The sequence below is a fragment of the Flaviflexus equikiangi genome, from assembly GCF_014069875.1.
GTDB lineage: Bacteria > Actinomycetota > Actinomycetes > Actinomycetales > Actinomycetaceae > Flaviflexus > Flaviflexus equikiangi.
In genome coordinates this window covers 1,562,926-1,577,649 of the sequence record NZ_CP059676.1, presented here as the reverse complement: position 1 = coordinate 1,577,649, position 14,724 = coordinate 1,562,926, and the positions used below count along the sequence as shown (strand labels likewise).

Genomic DNA, 14,724 nt, shown 5'->3' with positions numbered 1-14,724 from the left:
TCTCGGCCCCTAGGTGCGCGGGCCGAGAACGACGTTCGCCCAGGCCCCGTGGAGCGATTCCTGATCCGAGGGCTGGAAGAGGCCCGCGAGCGCGTCCCGGTAGAGGCGGGAGAGTTCGTTCGAGTTCGAGTACGAGGATCCGCCGGTCGCACGGATCGCCTGGTCCACTGCGTAGATGGAGGCTTCAGCCGCCGCGTTCTTCGCGGCCGACAGCTGCGGATACCACAGGTTTCCACGGTCGCGCCCTTCGTCGAGATCCCGTGCGAGGAGAGTGACCTCTGCGGTCGCCGAGTTCATGCGCACAGCAGCCCCCGCCAGGCGCCATCGAATATCGGGGTCGTTGGCATAGACATCGCCATGGAGCACACTCCGACGAGTCTTCACCTTCTCCGCTGCGACAGCGATGGCGCGATTGCCGATCCCCAGATAGGTGGCCGCGAGGAAGACTTCAAAGTAGGAGAAGATGCCGAACACCACGGGCTCGGTCGATGGGCCGGGCGCCACCCTCTGAAGGATTCGATGGTGGGGAGCATGCGCCCCGCGGAGCAGAGTGGACTGGGATTGTGTCCCCCTCATCCCCAGCGTGTCCCAATCGTCCTTGATGCTTACTCCGGGATCATGTCGGTCGATGAGGGCGAAGACGGAAAGGGGTCCGTCCGGCTCGCTGTCGTCCTGGGCGTAGGTGAGGAGCTTCGTCCACACGGGGGAGAGGGACGTGAAAACCTTCAGCCCGCTGAACGCATAGCCGCCGCTGGTGTCTGGCACGGCGGCGCACGTCGATCCGAAGAGGACCCTGTCGTTGCCGGGCTCGGAGATGCCGAAAGCATAGATCTCTCCCGCCATCGCACCCTCGAGGATCTGCCTGCCTGACTCGACACCGCTGGCGACCAGGTGGCGGCCCAGGCCGACGATAATATGGTGCATGTTGATGCCGAGGGCAGTCGCAGGGGCGGCCTCTGCGAGACGGGTCTGCTCGGCGCACAGCTCCTCGGCCGTGAGACCGCCCCCGCCGAACTCGGCGGGAACGAAGGCCGTCAGGTATCCGGCGTCGCGCAGATCGGCAAGATCGTCGCGGGGAAACACATTCTCCCGGTCGACGTCCGCTGCACGGGAATGGATTCGTTCGACAAGTTCTGGGCTGAGGAAAGACACGTGGCATCGCTTTCATCCGGGTACGAGACACTCCCACACTAGCGCCCGCCAGGGCCGCGATCCGCAAAGACCGGAAGCCGAACAGAAGAATGGGGGGGATGCGATTTGCATCCCCCCATCAGAGCCGAATGCTACAGGCCTGCGACGACGTCCATGGCCTGCCGGGCAATGGCAAGCTCCTCGTTCGTCGGGATGACGAGCACGGTCACGGACGACTCGTCGGTCGAGATCTTTCGGATCTCATCCCCGCGAATCGCGTTCGTCTCGGCGTTGAGCGTGACGCCGAATGGGGCGAGACGGGCGATCACCTCGGCACGAAGCAGATCATCGTTCTCGCCGATGCCGGCGGTGAACGTGAGGACATCGAGACCGCCCATGACCGCAGCGTACGAACCGATGTATTTGACGATCCGATGGACGTAGATGTCGAGAGCCTCTCGAGCATTCGCATCCCCGCCGTTCGCCATGTCCCAGACGGCCCTCATGTCGTTCTCTCCGACGAGACCCTTGAGCCCGGACCGCTTGTTCACGAGATCATCGAGCTCATCGATGCTCATGCCAGCGACGCGGTGCAGGTGGAAGATCACGGCCGGATCGATGTCTCCGGTACGGGTTCCCATGACAAGTCCCTCGAGCGGAGTCAGCCCCATCGATGTGTCGACTGCTTCGCCGTTGACGACGGCTGAGACTGATGCTCCGTTGCCGAGATGAAGGACGATCTGCTTGAGATCCTCACGGCCCACATACTCGGCCGCCTTGCGGGATACGTACTGGTGGGACGTGCCGTGCGCACCGTAGCGGCGGACCGCGTACGTGTCTGCGATCTCGCGGTCGAGGGCGTACCGGGCAGCCTCCTCGGGGAGCGTCTGGAAGAATGCCGTGTCGAAGACGACGACGTGGGGAACATCGAGCAGGTCACGGGCAACATCGATGCCGCGGAGGTTTGCCGGATTGTGCAGGGGAGCGAGGGGCGCCAGTTCCGCGACGAGGTCGCGCACCTCCTGGGTGATAAGGGCGGGACCATCGAAGTGACGGCCGCCCTGGACGACGCGGTGGCCGACGGCGACGATGCCGGCCTCGGAGAGCTTCGGGCCGATCGTGTCGAACAGGTGAAGGACGAAGCGCAAGCCTTCCCCGTGATCGGAGAGGGTCTCATCGAACTCGTGCTTCACGCCTTCATACGTGTGCTTGATGTGGCTGGACGACTCACCGATCTGCTCGACGAGCCCCACGGCAATGGCCTCACCGGACTCCGGGTCAACGAGCTGGTATTTGATGGAGGATGAACCGGAGTTGATGACGAGGACTGTCATAGGGTGCCTTTCTAGTTCTGTGCCTGGACGGCGGTGATGGCGATCGTGTTGACGATGTCGTCGACGAGGGCGCCGCGGGAGAGATCATTGACGGGCTTGTTGAGGCCCTGGAGGATGGGGCCGACAGCGACGACACCCGAAGACCGCTGGACGGCCTTGTAGCCGATATTTCCGGCATTGAGCGACGGGAAGATGAAAACATTTGCCTTGCCGGCAACGGGGGAGTTCGGCATCTTCTTCCTTGCAACCGCAGGGTCGACAGCCGCGTCGTATTGGATGGGGCCCTCGATGAGAAGATCAGGATTCTTCTCCCGTGCAAGCCGGGTCGCTTCCACAACAGCCTCCACATCCGCGCCGGTGCCGGAATCGCCCGTCGAGTAGGACAGGAGCGCGATTCGCGGCTCCACACCGAACTGGATGGCGGTCTGTGCGGACGAGATCGTGATATCGGCGAGCTGCTCGGGTGTCGGGTTCGTGTTGACAGCGCAATCCCCGTACACGAGGACCTGATCGGCCATGAGCATGAGGAACACGGACGATACGATCGACGTCTCGGGCTTCGTCTTGATGATCTGGAACGAGGGGATGATGGTCTCCGCCGTCGTGTGGTTCGCGCCAGAGACCATGCCATCGGCATCACCCATGTGCACCATCATCGTGGCGAAATAGTTGGGGTCGCGCAGCGTCTCCCGGGCCTGGGCTTCCGTCATGCCCTTCTTCGCCCGCAGGCGAGCCAGCTCGGTGGCGAAACGGTCGAGATAGGCGGGGTCAGTCGGATCGACGACCGTGGCGGCGGCCACGTCATAGCCGCGCTCGGCCGCACGTGCCAGGATCTCCTCCCGGTTGCCGATGAAAGCAATGTCTGCGACGTCGTTCGACAAGATAATAGAGACGGCCTGGAGGACGCGATCGTCATCCGCCTCGGGAAGCACGATCGTCCGTCGATCCGTGCGTGCGCGCTCCATCAGCTCTGTCTGGAACATGAGCGGGGTGCGCACGGCAGGCTTCTCCCTGAACGCCTTGAGGACATCGTCCGTGACGCGGCCCGTGAAGACGGGCACCCCCGGGTGATCCTCCGCGATCTCGGCCTCGATGCCATCGGGAGGGTTGATGACGAAGACGGCGTTGACTGTGACCTTCGAGCCAGACATCTCGGCAGCCGCCAGATCGACGTAGCCGGCGAGACGGTCCGCGCTGCGGCGGGAGCCGTCCACGACGAGGCCGATCTTCGAGCCGAGGTTCGCCGCGGTGCGACCAGAACGGCCGATGAGACCCGGATTGACGGGGTCGCCCTCGGTGTGGCCCACGATGAGAACCGCGTCATAGTCGAGTGCCTGCTTGCGGTAGGCGCGAATAATGGCATTCATCGCCGACGCTTCGTCCTCGAAGTAGTGGTCACGCTGCGTGCCGTGCCAGGCGCCCAGGCCGGACACGATCGGATCCTCCTCCGGCGCACCATTGATGTAGGGCCGGAAAACCCCGACAGAAGCATAGTTTTCGCGCAGGATCGCAACGATCTCACGGGCGATCTCGATCCCTCCCGTAATCCGTTCCGTTGAAGCGAGATAGAGAGAGTCAGTCACAGCGTTGTTCCTTCCGCACGATCGAAATGTATACCCCCATTATCGGCCATAAGTCCCAATGTTTTGAGGTCTAGAGCCAAATGTGACATACCATCTATCCATGGGCAGGCGAACGAACGTGTGGATACGAGAAGCGACGGCACCGCGGATGATCGGCCTGCTGATCATTCTTCTCATCGCGGCCGGCGTCTGCATCCGGCTCGGATACTGGCAGATGGAGAGGGCCACGTCGCGCGGGGCCGAGCGCATCGCCGCCGAGCACGAGGAACGGCTCACATCCCCCGCCCTGTCGCTTGCCGACGTGCTGCCACTCCAGACAACGATGACGGCCGAGGAATATGCTCAGCCGGTCTATGTGACGGGCACATTCGCTCCCGAACAGCTGCGTGTCCTCGACCGTGCCATCGACGGCCAGGACGCCGACCTCGTCCTGGCCCGCCTCATCATCACCGAAGGCCCGGAGGCTGGCGGGAACGTTCCCATCGTCCGCGGCTGGGTTCGCGCGGGCGAGGACCTCCCTCAGGTCCCCGCGGGGGAGGTCACGGTGTTCGGCTACCTCGCGGACCCCGAGGATTCGATCGGCGGCTTGACCTCCGAGACAGCCCTCTCCATCTCACCGGCCGAACTCGTCAACGAATGGGGCGGCCCCATCCTCTCCGGCTATCTCGTCGAGTACGGGATGAACGAGGGCGCAGACACCGCCAGTCCGCCGGCGGACGATGGCGTGGCGCATGTGCCGCCCCCGCGGCCCGTCGAAGAAGGTGGCTTCAACCTGCAGAACGCCGCGTACGCGGTGGAATGGGTGATCTTCGCCGGCTTCGCGCTCTTCATCTGGTTCCGCGTGCTGCGCGCGAGAGTCACGCGAAGCCGAGAGGACGAGCTCCTCGAGGAATGGTCGAAAGAGTTCGAGGACGCGAGTCCGCTCGGACGGTGAAGCAACGCCCCTGCGATAATCGCAGGGGCGTTCTCTCACTTCTCGCGATGCCAGGCTTCCCACAGCTTGGCGTATGGCCCGCCGTTGGCGACCAGCTCGTCATGTGGGCCGAGTTCCTGGATGCGACCATCCTCGATGACGGCAACACGATCAGCATCATGGGCCGTGTACAGCCGGTGGGCGATGGCGACAACAGTCCTGCCGTCAAGGACAGCAGACAGACTCGCCTCGAGAGATCGCGCCGAACGCGGATCGATGAGGGATGTCGCCTCGTCGAGCACGACCGTGTGCGGGTCGAGAAGGACAAGACGCGCCAGTGCAAGCTGCTGAGCCTGGGCAGGGTTGAGGATCTTCGCGCCCGAACCGACCTCGGTCAGGATCCCGTCCGGAAGGTCCGACACCCAGTCGAGGGCGTTGACGGATGCCAATGCGGCTCGGATCTCGTCGTCGCTGGCGCCCGACTTCGCAAGGCGCAGATTGTCCGCAATCGTGCCCACGAAGATGTGGTGCTCCTGGGTGACGAGAGCGACCTGGCTGCGGAGCTCATCCTCCGTCAGGTCAACGAGGGGGACGCCCCCCACGGTGACGGATCCGGCGGTCGGAGGATGAATGCCGGCAAGCATCCGGCCGAAGGTGGACTTGCCCGCCCCGGATGGTCCGACGATCGCGAGGCGCTCCCCGGGCCTCAGTTCGAGGTCGATGCCGTGGAGAACATTCTTGCCCGCACGATAGGCGTAGCGAACATCGGTGGCGACGATGCGATCGCTCGCGGGCTGAGCTCCGGAGGGTTGACGATCGTTCTCGACGAGGCGAACGCCGACGATACGGGCGAGGGAGACGGAGGCGACCTGCAGCTCGTCGAGCCACATGAGGAACTCGGTCAGGGGGTTGCGCAGCTGAGAAGTGTAGAGGGCCACGGTTGTCACCATGCCGACAGAGGCCGCGCCGGTCCCGACGAGGTGGGCGCCCCACACGACCGCCGCGGCGGTGGGAAGCGCGCAGCCGAAGATGAGGAAGAAGAACAGCTCCATCCTCAGCTTCGCGGCCCGAACATTCGCATCCCACGTATCGGCCGCGATCACGGACTTCATGCGGGTGCGGCGGGCCGTTCCCAAGTTCATCGCGTCGATCGTGCCGACGAAGTCGACCGATTCGGCAACGACAGAGTTGAGGGTCGCCCACGCCTGCGATTCCCACAGGTAGGTGGCGCGTGCGCGCGACAGGTACCGCCATGCGGCGATGACGATGAAGGGCACTCCGAGGAGGAGTGCGAGAGAGACGAGCGGTGACGCGACGATCGCCATCATGATCGTCACCATGATCGTGATCGCGGAGGTGATGATCGCGGGCAGGCCGAAGCGGATGACCCACTGGATGCGATCGACGTCGTTCGTCGTGCGCGACAGAAGGTCTCCCGTACCGGCTGACTCGACGGTCGAGAGGGGAAGCGTCGTCACCGTCGAGAGGAACTCCTCGCGGACTTCCGCGAAGACCTGTTCGCCGAGGACGCGGGTGCGCAGCTGCACTGCCCGAGTCAGGAACGCATAGAACAGGTAGGAGAGGACGACGATGAGAGCAGCGCCGTTGATGTAGCCGCGCGTCGTGCCGTCGACAACCGCATCGATGATCCGGCCGACGATATAGGGCACCGCGAGTGCGCTCACGGAGGCCGCGGCATGGAGGACGACGATGACGAAGAACCGCCACCTGTGCCGTGAAATCAGTTCCTTCGCGTAGTCGACAACCTCGCGATTGCCTGCGATGGGAAGAACCTGGTTCATGCGTCTGCACCTGTCTGGCGGGTGATAACCCGCTCATATCGCTGGGCTGCCGGATCGCCGGCATGGGCTCGTCGCAGCAGCTCCGAGTGTGAACCGCGAATGGTTTCGCGTCCGTCCTCCAAGAGAACGACATCGTCGACGCGATCCAGCATGAGGGGGGAACTTGTGACAAGGACGGTCGTCTTGCCGGAGCGTCTGGCCCGCAACCGGTCCGCGATCCTGTCCTCCGTGTGCGAGTCGACCGCGGACGTCGGCTCGACGAGAATGAGGACCTTCGGCGCGTCGACGAGGGAGCGCGCGAGGGCAACGCGCTGACGCTGGCCGCCCGAGAGCGACCGAGCTTTCTCTGTCACCTCACCGGACAGCGAGTTATCGAGCGACGACAGGACGTCGTGACCATCAGTCGCGGTCAAAGCATCAAGGAGTTCGTTGTCTCTATCCTCGTCAGCATGGAAGGGGGCGACCGCTTCAGGCCCGTACACCTTCTCGCGGGCCGCGATCAGGGGAGCGTCGACGATCTCGTACGGATGCTTGGCGTCGATGACGGCACGGAGCTGGCCGCCGAACAGTTCAGGGGTGGCCCGTGTCAGCATGACGTTGTCGCGGACGAAGGAGATCGGCAGGGAGCGAATGTCGCGGCCTGAGACGAGCACGTTCGCCTCATCATCGTCGATCCGGGCAAGGCGCTCAGCGAGTGCCGCGGAATCCTCCGGCTTACTCGACACGATCGCCGTCGTCAGACCGGGCTGGATGAGGATGCCTGTCTGCGCATCAAAAAGCGGCCCATCGAACGGGTTCTCGTCCGACTCGTCCCACACGGGCAGACCATCCTCCGCCGCGAGGCGTTCGTCGAGGGTGCCTGCGATCGGGTCGATACGGACCACGTTGAAGATCTTCCGAGCGCCGACGCGGGCGCGGCCGAACTGGGTGATCACCATCATGACGATCTGCAGCGGGCGCACCAGATAGATCGTGAGGCCGAACAATGCCGTGAACTGGCCGATCGTGAGCTCACCCGCCATGGTCAGCAGCGCGCCCTGCCACATGACGAAAGCTGTGAAGACTCCGGGGATGAGGATTTGGAGGCCATCGATCCAGGATTGGAGCCTGGCCACCTCGTTGCCTGCCAGGCGCACTTTCTGGGACTGCTCCGCATAGCGTGCAGCGAACTGAGCTTCTCCGCCGATGCCGCGCAGGACGCGCAGCCCAGCAACAGTGTCGGTGCCCAGGGACGTGAGTTTGCCCTGCTCATCGCGCTGTACCTGCTGGCGGCTCTGCAGCGGCTTGATGAGAAGCGCCGCCAGGGCAGTGATGACGGGGACGCCGATGAGGACGACGAGACCGAGTGCGGTGTGCTGGAGGAGGAGAACGATAGCCACCGTCATGAACGCCATGAGGGAGCCGATGAGTCGAGGCGTGACCTCGACAAGATTCCCCACATGTTCCGAGTCGCTCATCGTCGTGGCGACAACTTCGCCAGTCGAGCGCTGGCGCAGGATCGCAGGCCCGGACCGTGTGACATGGTTGTGCACCTGGTTGATGGACCGCAGTGCGGTCCTCATCCAGAGAACGATTTCGACGCCGTGTCCGAAGGCCATGGTGATCGCCTGCACAAGGGCGAGTATGGTCAGCCAGCCCGCGATGATCCACACCGACGACGTTGCGCCGCGTTCGAGGCCCGAGTCGAGGGCGATACCGAGCACGACGGGAGTCAGTGCGCCAAGAACCTCCTGGATGGAGCGCGAGATGACGGCAACCGTCATCTCCCGGCCTGAGGAGGTATAGAAATTGGTCATTATAGCCCGTGGCCGGTTTAACGGCAGGGGTTTATCGACAACTCGGGGGAAGGAAAACACTTGGTCAGCATAGTCCAGGCGCCGACATGTCGGCCATTGCAGTTTTCCCCCGTAGAATGGTCGCAGAATACTGGCGTGAGTGAAGGATAGATGACGTGCCCACTGGACTGCCCGAACCGACAGCCGATGAGAGAGAACACGCTGGTCTCGTGCGAGACAACACGGCGCGGAAGGCGTCTCTCGCCTTCGGCTTCTACCGAGTCATGGCCTATGTGACAGGTGCCTGGCTCCTACTCCTCGTCGTCGAGATGGTCCTCAAATATGTGGTCGACATCAATGGTGATCATGCTCCCGTTCTCGGCACCTGGATCGCGATCGCCCACGGCATGATCTATGTCGTGTACGTCCTCTCCGTCTTCAATCTCTGGTCGCTCATGCGGTGGAGCTTCGGCCGCATGGTTTACCTTGTTATTGCCGGGGTTGTCCCCGTCCTCTCGTTCGTCCTCGAACGGAAAGCAGAAACGTGGTTCCGGGAAGACCTTCCCGGAGTCCTCGATGCGGTGGAGAGCAGAGCGCTGCGCCGCGCCCAGATCTCGCGTCTCAAGACCGAGCGCGAAAGGTAGGAGAACATGGATCAGCAGACTGTCTATGTCGTCGACAACGGCGCACAATACGCACAGCTCATCGCCCGCAGGGTCCGCGAAGCGGGCTTCTATTCCGAGATCGTCCCGCATTCGATCGCGACCGACGACCTTCTCGAACGCCGCCCGGCAGCACTCATCCTCTCCGGCGGTCCCTCCTCCGTGTACGAAGATGGTGCACCCCAGGTTGATCCGAACCTCCTGACCGCAGGAGTGCCCGTTCTCGGCATCTGCTACGGCTTCCAGTCCATGGCGGCCGCCCTGGGCGGGACCGTCGACAAGACGGGGGAGCGGGAGTTCGGCCATACGGACGTCGAGATCACCGGCGGCATCCTCGGTACTCCCGATAGTGCCAGCGTGTGGATGAGCCATGGCGATGCCGTCTCGGTCGCGCCCGAGGGCTTCACCGTCACGGCGACATCGAAGGGCGCCCCCGTCGCGGCTTTCGAAGATGCCGAGCGGCGCCTCTACGGCGTCCAGTGGCATCCCGAAGTGCGTCACACGCCGGGCGGGCAGGCCCTCCTCGAGCGTTTCCTCCACGAGGGTGCGGGCCTGACGTCGAACTGGTCGACGGGCAGCATCATCGAAGAGCAGGTCGCTCGGATCAGAGCCCAGATCGGCGACAGCAAGGTGATCTGCGGCCTCTCTGGAGGGGTTGACTCGGCTGTTGCGGCCGCCCTCGTCCAGAAGGCTGTCGGTGACCAGCTGACGTGCGTCTTCGTCGACCACGGGCTACTTCGTGCGGGCGAGCGGGAGCAGGTCGAACGCGACTTCGTGGCCGCCACCGGCGTCAAGCTCGTCACCGTCGACGATTCTGCCGTGTTCCTCGACGCTCTTATCGGGATCACCGAGCCCGAGGAGAAGCGGAAGACGATAGGACGCGAGTTCATCCGTTCCTTCGAACGCGCAGCGCGTCTCGTCTCCGAGGAGGAGGGCAGCGTCAAGTTCCTCGTCCAAGGCACCCTCTACCCGGACGTCGTCGAATCAGGCGGGGGTGAGGGAGCAGCCAACATCAAGTCCCACCACAACGTTGGCGGACTGCCCGATGATCTCCAGTTCGAGCTGTGCGAACCGCTGCGCGAACTCTTCAAGGACGAAGTGAGGGCCGTCGGCCGCGAACTCGGGATCCCGGAAGCCATCGTCGGACGTCAGCCCTTCCCGGGCCCGGGCCTTGGAATCCGCATCATCGGAGAAGTGACGCGCGAGCGGCTGGACGTGCTGCGCCGCGCCGATCTCATCGTCCGCGAAGAGCTCACCGCGGCTGGCCTCGACCAAGATATCTGGCAGTGCCCCGTCGTCCTGCTGGCCGATGTTCGCTCGGTCGGCGTCCAGGGTGATCAGCGCACCTACGGCCATCCGATCGTGCTTCGCCCCGTCTCTTCGGAAGATGCGATGACGGCCGACTGGTCTCGGGTGCCCTACGACGTGCTGGCAACCATTTCCCGCCGGATCACCAACTCCGTGCCGGAGGTCAACCGCGTCGTCGTCGACGTGACGTCAAAGCCGCCGGGCACCATTGAGTGGGAGTGACACGGTGAGGGGGCCTGCTGACGCAGGCCCCCTCTCATGTGCAACGAGGATCACAGCCTATGGATACGGACCAAACACTGCAGTCGTGCGGGAACTGTGAAAAACATGGGACTTTAGTCGGCCCGGCAATGGGCGTATATATGCAAATTTCATTCAAATAAGTGCCCGTATTGTCCATTTGTGGAGAATAATTATTAGAGCCGACGTTGGCGAAAAAGTGATGACGGTCACGGGAAGTATCGTTTTGTTACCGTTTTTTCGCGGATTTACGCAACGCTGGGCTTTCGGTATTCAATGTATACTTGTTCAGGTACCGCACAGACTTTAGATTTGGTGCACAGAGCAAGCAATGGCTGGCTCGTAAACGTTGAATGGGTAGCGAGTTCGTTATCCGCAGGAGGAAGTAATGAACAGCAAGCTTGGCAAGATCACCGGTATCGTCACCCTGATCTTCGGCATCCTTTTCGTCGGTGCTGGCGGCGCCGCGTGGTTCGTCGTCACCGACCAGCTCAAGGCCGAGAACATCACGGTCGCTGAGGATGCGGACTTCGCAGCGGGCAACCAGGTTGCCGGCCCCATCTCCGCCTTCGCACAGGCGCAGGTCATCCAGAAGCACGCCCTCAACATCTCCAACGGCGAGACCTACGCCACTCTCGGCACACTGGCCAGCCAGGCCGAAGAGGCCGGCGATGAGGACCTCGCCGCGCAGTACACCCAGCAGCGCACGACGATGATGAACGCCTCGTTCCTTCGCTCCTCGCTCTTCACCTCCGTCCTCTCCTACGGCGTTGCCCTCATGGCAGTCGGCGTTGGCGTGTGGATGCTCCTCGTCGGCGCGACCTTCGTGACCGCCGACCGTCGCAACGACTCGGTCTAAGACTCACAGCACGAAACGCGCGGCTTCGGCCGCGCGTTTTGCGTTCCCAGGAGATGGCGACGTTCGTGTGGCAGGGTTCTCACCCTGAGTCGAAGGTCCTAGGTTCAGTGCGCCCACGGAAGCGGATAGTGTGAAAGACATGTATTCAGTCATCATTGTTCTTCATCTCCTCTGCTGGGCCATCGTGTTCGGCTTGTCCTTCACCGGCATGAAGCAGCGCGCCATGCCCAAGGGTCTGCTCCACGGCGCCATCGGCGCACTCCTCACGGGCCTCATCCTCGTCGTCCTCAAAGAAATGGGAGACGGCGACGTCAATCACATGAAGATCGGCATCAAGCTCCTCGTCGCCCTCGCGGTGACGGGCCTTGCCTTCTGGGGAGGCCGCAAGGATGAGCTCAAGCCGGGCTACTTCGGACTTCTTGCCGGCCTCGTAGCCGCGAACGTCGCGATCGCCGTCCTCGTCTGAGGAGTATCCTGGTAGACCTATGACTTCTCAGCCTCCTCTCTCCGCCCTTGATCGCCTCCGTCAACGAGTAGCCGCACAGTCCGCGGCCACCCAGTCGGCCGCGCCGCCCCCGATGGCGTCGCACCCAGCGCCCGATGGTGCTGAGGGCGGGGAGAGCAGGCTGCTCGATGGTCTCAACCCCCAGCAGCGTGCCGCCGTCATCCACGGCGGCCAGCCGCTCCTCGTCATCGCAGGTGCGGGTTCCGGCAAGACACGCGTGCTGACCCACAGGATCGCCCACCTGGTCGAAACAGGCAGGGCCCGCCCCGGCGAGATCCTTGCGATCACGTTCACCAACAAGGCCGCGCGAGAGATGAGGGAACGACTCGAGGCGCTCCTCGGCCCCGTCGCCCACCGCATGTGGATCTCAACCTTCCACTCGGCCTGCGTCCGCATCCTCCGAGCCGAACACGAAGCACTCGGCATGCGGTCGACATTCACGATCTATGACTCGGCGGACTCGCTGCGGCTCATGAACCAGGTCTGCCGCGAAGAGGGTATCGATTCGCGGGTGGCAACGCCCAAGGGCCTTCTCCGCCGCATCTCCGACCTCAAGAACGAACTCATCGATCCCGAGGACTTTGCGCGCACGCTGAACGATGAGGCGGACGTCAATGTCGCCACCGCATATCGCGGCTACCAGAATCGCCTGCACGCCGCGAACGCGCTCGACTTCGATGACATCATCATGACGACCGTCAACCTCCTGCAGTCCCATCCTGCGATCCTCGAGCACTATCAGCGGCGATTCCGCCACATCCTCGTCGACGAGTACCAGGACACGAACCATGCCCAATACGTTCTGGTGCGAGCCCTGACAGGGACCGGGGAGAGCATGGGGGAGCTGACTGTCGTCGGTGACGCCGACCAGTCCATCTACGCCTTCCGCGGCGCCACGATCCGCAACATCGAGTCCTTCGAAGACGATTACCCGAACGCGGCCTCCATCCTTCTCGAGCAGAACTACCGGTCGACCCAGAACATTCTCACGGCCGCAAACGCCGTGATCGCGAACAACCCGAATCGGCGGGCCAAGAAGCTGTGGACAGCGTCAGGTGCGGGCGACAAGGTCATCGGCTATGTCGCGGATTCCGAGCATGATGAGGCACGCTTCCTCGTCGAAGAGCTCCAGGCCATCCACGGCAAGCGCTCCTGGTCGGATGTTGCCGTGTTCTATCGGACGAATGCGCAGTCACGGGCTCTTGAAGAGATGCTCATGAGGGCCGGCATCCCCTACAAAGTCATCGGCGGGACGCGCTTCTATGAGCGCAAGGAGATCAAGGACGCCCTCGCCTACCTCCAAGTCATCGCCAACCCTGACGACACGGTCGCCCTCAGGCGGATCTTCAACACGCCCCGCCGCGGGCTGGGGGCGAAGGCGGAGGACGCTCTCGCCCTGCACGCGCAGCGCTACGGGCTGTCTTTCGGCGGCGCGCTCGAGGACGTCGGAAACGACGCATCGACGCGTGGCCGCGTCATGGGGCTCATGGCGCGGGCAGAGAACACGATCATCGATTTCCGGACGATCCTCGAGAACGCACGAGCAAAGAGCGAGAACGGAGGAGCCCCGGCAGACATCCTCGACGAGGTCATGGCCGCCACCGGGTACACGGAAGAGCTGCGCCGGTCCGACGATCCGCAGGACGAGGCACGGGTCGAGAACCTAGCCGAGCTGCATGCCGTCGCAGCGGACTTCAAGAAGAAGAACCCGGATGCCTCTCTCGGCGACTTCCTCGAGCACGTCGCTCTCGTCTCCGACTCGGATCAGCTGCCGGACGATGGCGTGGACGAGGGCGAGGTGACGCTCATGACCGTCCACACCGCCAAGGGCTTGGAGTTCCCTGTCGTCTTCGTGACAGGCTTCGAGGACGGCACATTCCCGCACATGAGGTCGCTTGCCGATCCCGTCGAGCTCGCGGAGGAACGCCGGCTCGCCTATGTCGCACTCACCCGGGCGCGGGAGAACCTCTACATCACACGAGCCTCGGTGCGGAGCCAGTGGGGTGCCCCCCAGGAGCTTCCCCCCTCACGATTCCTCGACGAGATCCCCGACGACCTCGTCGATTGGCGCCGTGCACACTCCGCCTCCGACGTCCTCCGCCGCTCCAGCGCATCGAGCTATTCCAGGCCAGATTTTGGCGGATCCCGCTCGGACTCCGGCGTGCGGCCGGGCACGAAGGTCAAGCCGGGCAGGCTCGACGGCGGCATGGCGAAGCGCCAGCCCTCGGCAAAGCCAACCCTGAGTCCCGAGGATGCTGAGAAGCTGGCTGCGGCAGAGGCCGCTCTCGCGGCGGAACGCGAAGCGGCAGCGGAGGAGACGCGGCGCAAGCGCGCGGAAGCAGCTCGCTTGGAGGCCGAGAAGCTGGGCCCCCTCGCATCCGTCACCGCCGGCGATACCCTCGTCCATCGCACCTTCGGACCCGGCACGGTGCTGGCAGTCGAGGGGAGCGGCGCGAACATGGTCGTCAAGATCGAGTTCGAGGGCAAGAAGCCGAAGAGGCTCATGCTCGCCATGGCTCCCCTCAGCCTCCCCGAGTAACCTGGCGAAACGCCGGGCCGCTCCATCGTATCGGCGGGCTGTCAGCATTACAGTGGCCTCATCGGGGAGGAGA

At 63.7% G+C, this 14,724-nt stretch carries 11 protein-coding genes; 6 read left to right on the top strand and 5 right to left on the bottom strand.

Going from position 1 to position 14,724, the window contains the following annotated elements:
* Positions 1 to 9: 9 nt before the first annotated feature.
* The 3 genes from H2O75_RS07390 to pta form a co-directional block, all read right to left on the bottom strand.
* A complete protein-coding gene (locus H2O75_RS07390) occupies positions 10 to 1,152 on the bottom strand; it encodes an acyl-CoA dehydrogenase family protein (RefSeq protein WP_182170301.1) in 1,143 nt (380 codons plus the stop codon).
* A 131-nt stretch (positions 1,153 to 1,283) separates the two neighbouring features.
* Complete coding sequence (locus tag H2O75_RS07385) at positions 1,284 to 2,465, bottom strand: acetate/propionate family kinase (RefSeq protein WP_182170298.1); 1,182 nt, start codon at positions 2,463 to 2,465, stop codon at positions 1,284 to 1,286.
* A gap of 11 nt (positions 2,466 to 2,476) precedes the next feature.
* Positions 2,477 to 4,048 (bottom strand): phosphate acetyltransferase, encoded by a 1,572-nt coding sequence (gene pta, locus H2O75_RS07380; protein ID WP_259365225.1) that lies wholly within the window; start codon positions 4,046 to 4,048, stop codon positions 2,477 to 2,479.
* A gap of 100 nt (positions 4,049 to 4,148) precedes the next feature.
* Here pta and H2O75_RS07375 point away from each other — a divergent pair, with 100 nt between their 5' ends.
* The gene (locus H2O75_RS07375; RefSeq protein ID WP_182170295.1) at positions 4,149 to 4,982 is read left to right on the top strand and encodes an SURF1 family protein; all 834 of its coding nucleotides are present in this window, start codon (positions 4,149 to 4,151) and stop codon (positions 4,980 to 4,982) included.
* Positions 4,983 to 5,017: 35 nt separating this feature from the next.
* On the opposite strand, the gene H2O75_RS07370 is transcribed toward H2O75_RS07375, so the two are convergent.
* Positions 5,018 to 6,763 (bottom strand): ABC transporter ATP-binding protein, encoded by a 1,746-nt coding sequence (locus H2O75_RS07370; protein WP_182170292.1) that lies wholly within the window; start codon positions 6,761 to 6,763, stop codon positions 5,018 to 5,020.
* A complete protein-coding gene (locus tag H2O75_RS07365) occupies positions 6,760 to 8,559 on the bottom strand; it encodes an ABC transporter transmembrane domain-containing protein (RefSeq protein ID WP_182170290.1) in 1,800 nt (599 codons plus the stop codon). The genes H2O75_RS07370 and H2O75_RS07365 overlap by 4 nt, the downstream gene beginning before the upstream one ends.
* A gap of 155 nt (positions 8,560 to 8,714) precedes the next feature.
* On the opposite strand from H2O75_RS07365, the gene H2O75_RS07360 reads away from it, so the two are divergent.
* The 5 genes from H2O75_RS07360 (at position 8,715) to H2O75_RS07340 (ending at position 14,651) form a co-directional block, all read left to right on the top strand.
* Positions 8,715 to 9,182, top strand: a complete 468-nt coding sequence (locus H2O75_RS07360; RefSeq protein ID WP_204736269.1) for a DUF3817 domain-containing protein — start codon at positions 8,715 to 8,717, stop codon at positions 9,180 to 9,182.
* Between the two features lie 6 nt (positions 9,183 to 9,188).
* A complete protein-coding gene (guaA, locus tag H2O75_RS07355; RefSeq protein ID WP_182170288.1) occupies positions 9,189 to 10,730 on the top strand; it encodes a glutamine-hydrolyzing GMP synthase in 1,542 nt (513 codons plus the stop codon).
* Between the two features lie 406 nt (positions 10,731 to 11,136).
* The gene (locus tag H2O75_RS07350; protein WP_182170286.1) at positions 11,137 to 11,607 is read left to right on the top strand and encodes an aromatic ring-opening dioxygenase LigA; all 471 of its coding nucleotides are present in this window, start codon (positions 11,137 to 11,139) and stop codon (positions 11,605 to 11,607) included.
* Between the two features lie 139 nt (positions 11,608 to 11,746).
* Positions 11,747 to 12,073, top strand: a complete 327-nt coding sequence (locus H2O75_RS07345) for a hypothetical protein (RefSeq protein WP_182170284.1) — start codon at positions 11,747 to 11,749, stop codon at positions 12,071 to 12,073.
* Between the two features lie 19 nt (positions 12,074 to 12,092).
* A complete protein-coding gene (locus H2O75_RS07340; protein WP_182170282.1) occupies positions 12,093 to 14,651 on the top strand; it encodes a UvrD-helicase domain-containing protein in 2,559 nt (852 codons plus the stop codon).
* The last annotated feature ends 73 nt before the right edge of the window (positions 14,652 to 14,724 follow it).

Excerpts from the sequence above, each read along its gene's own strand:
- H2O75_RS07385 (WP_182170298.1), bottom strand. The coding sequence starts at position 2,465 with ATGACAGTCCTCGTCATCAACTCCGGTTCATCCTCCATCAAATACCAG.
- H2O75_RS07375 (WP_182170295.1), top strand. The coding sequence starts at position 4,149 with ATGGGCAGGCGAACGAACGTGTGGATACGAGAAGCGACGGCACCGCGG.
- H2O75_RS07370 (WP_182170292.1), bottom strand. The coding sequence starts at position 6,763 with ATGAACCAGGTTCTTCCCATCGCAGGCAATCGCGAGGTTGTCGACTAC.
- H2O75_RS07365 (WP_182170290.1), bottom strand. The coding sequence starts at position 8,559 with ATGACCAATTTCTATACCTCCTCAGGCCGGGAGATGACGGTTGCCGTC.
- guaA (WP_182170288.1), top strand. The coding sequence starts at position 9,189 with ATGGATCAGCAGACTGTCTATGTCGTCGACAACGGCGCACAATACGCA.
- H2O75_RS07350 (WP_182170286.1), top strand. The coding sequence starts at position 11,137 with ATGAACAGCAAGCTTGGCAAGATCACCGGTATCGTCACCCTGATCTTC.
- H2O75_RS07345 (WP_182170284.1), top strand. The coding sequence starts at position 11,747 with ATGTATTCAGTCATCATTGTTCTTCATCTCCTCTGCTGGGCCATCGTG.
- H2O75_RS07340 (WP_182170282.1), top strand. The coding sequence starts at position 12,093 with ATGACTTCTCAGCCTCCTCTCTCCGCCCTTGATCGCCTCCGTCAACGA.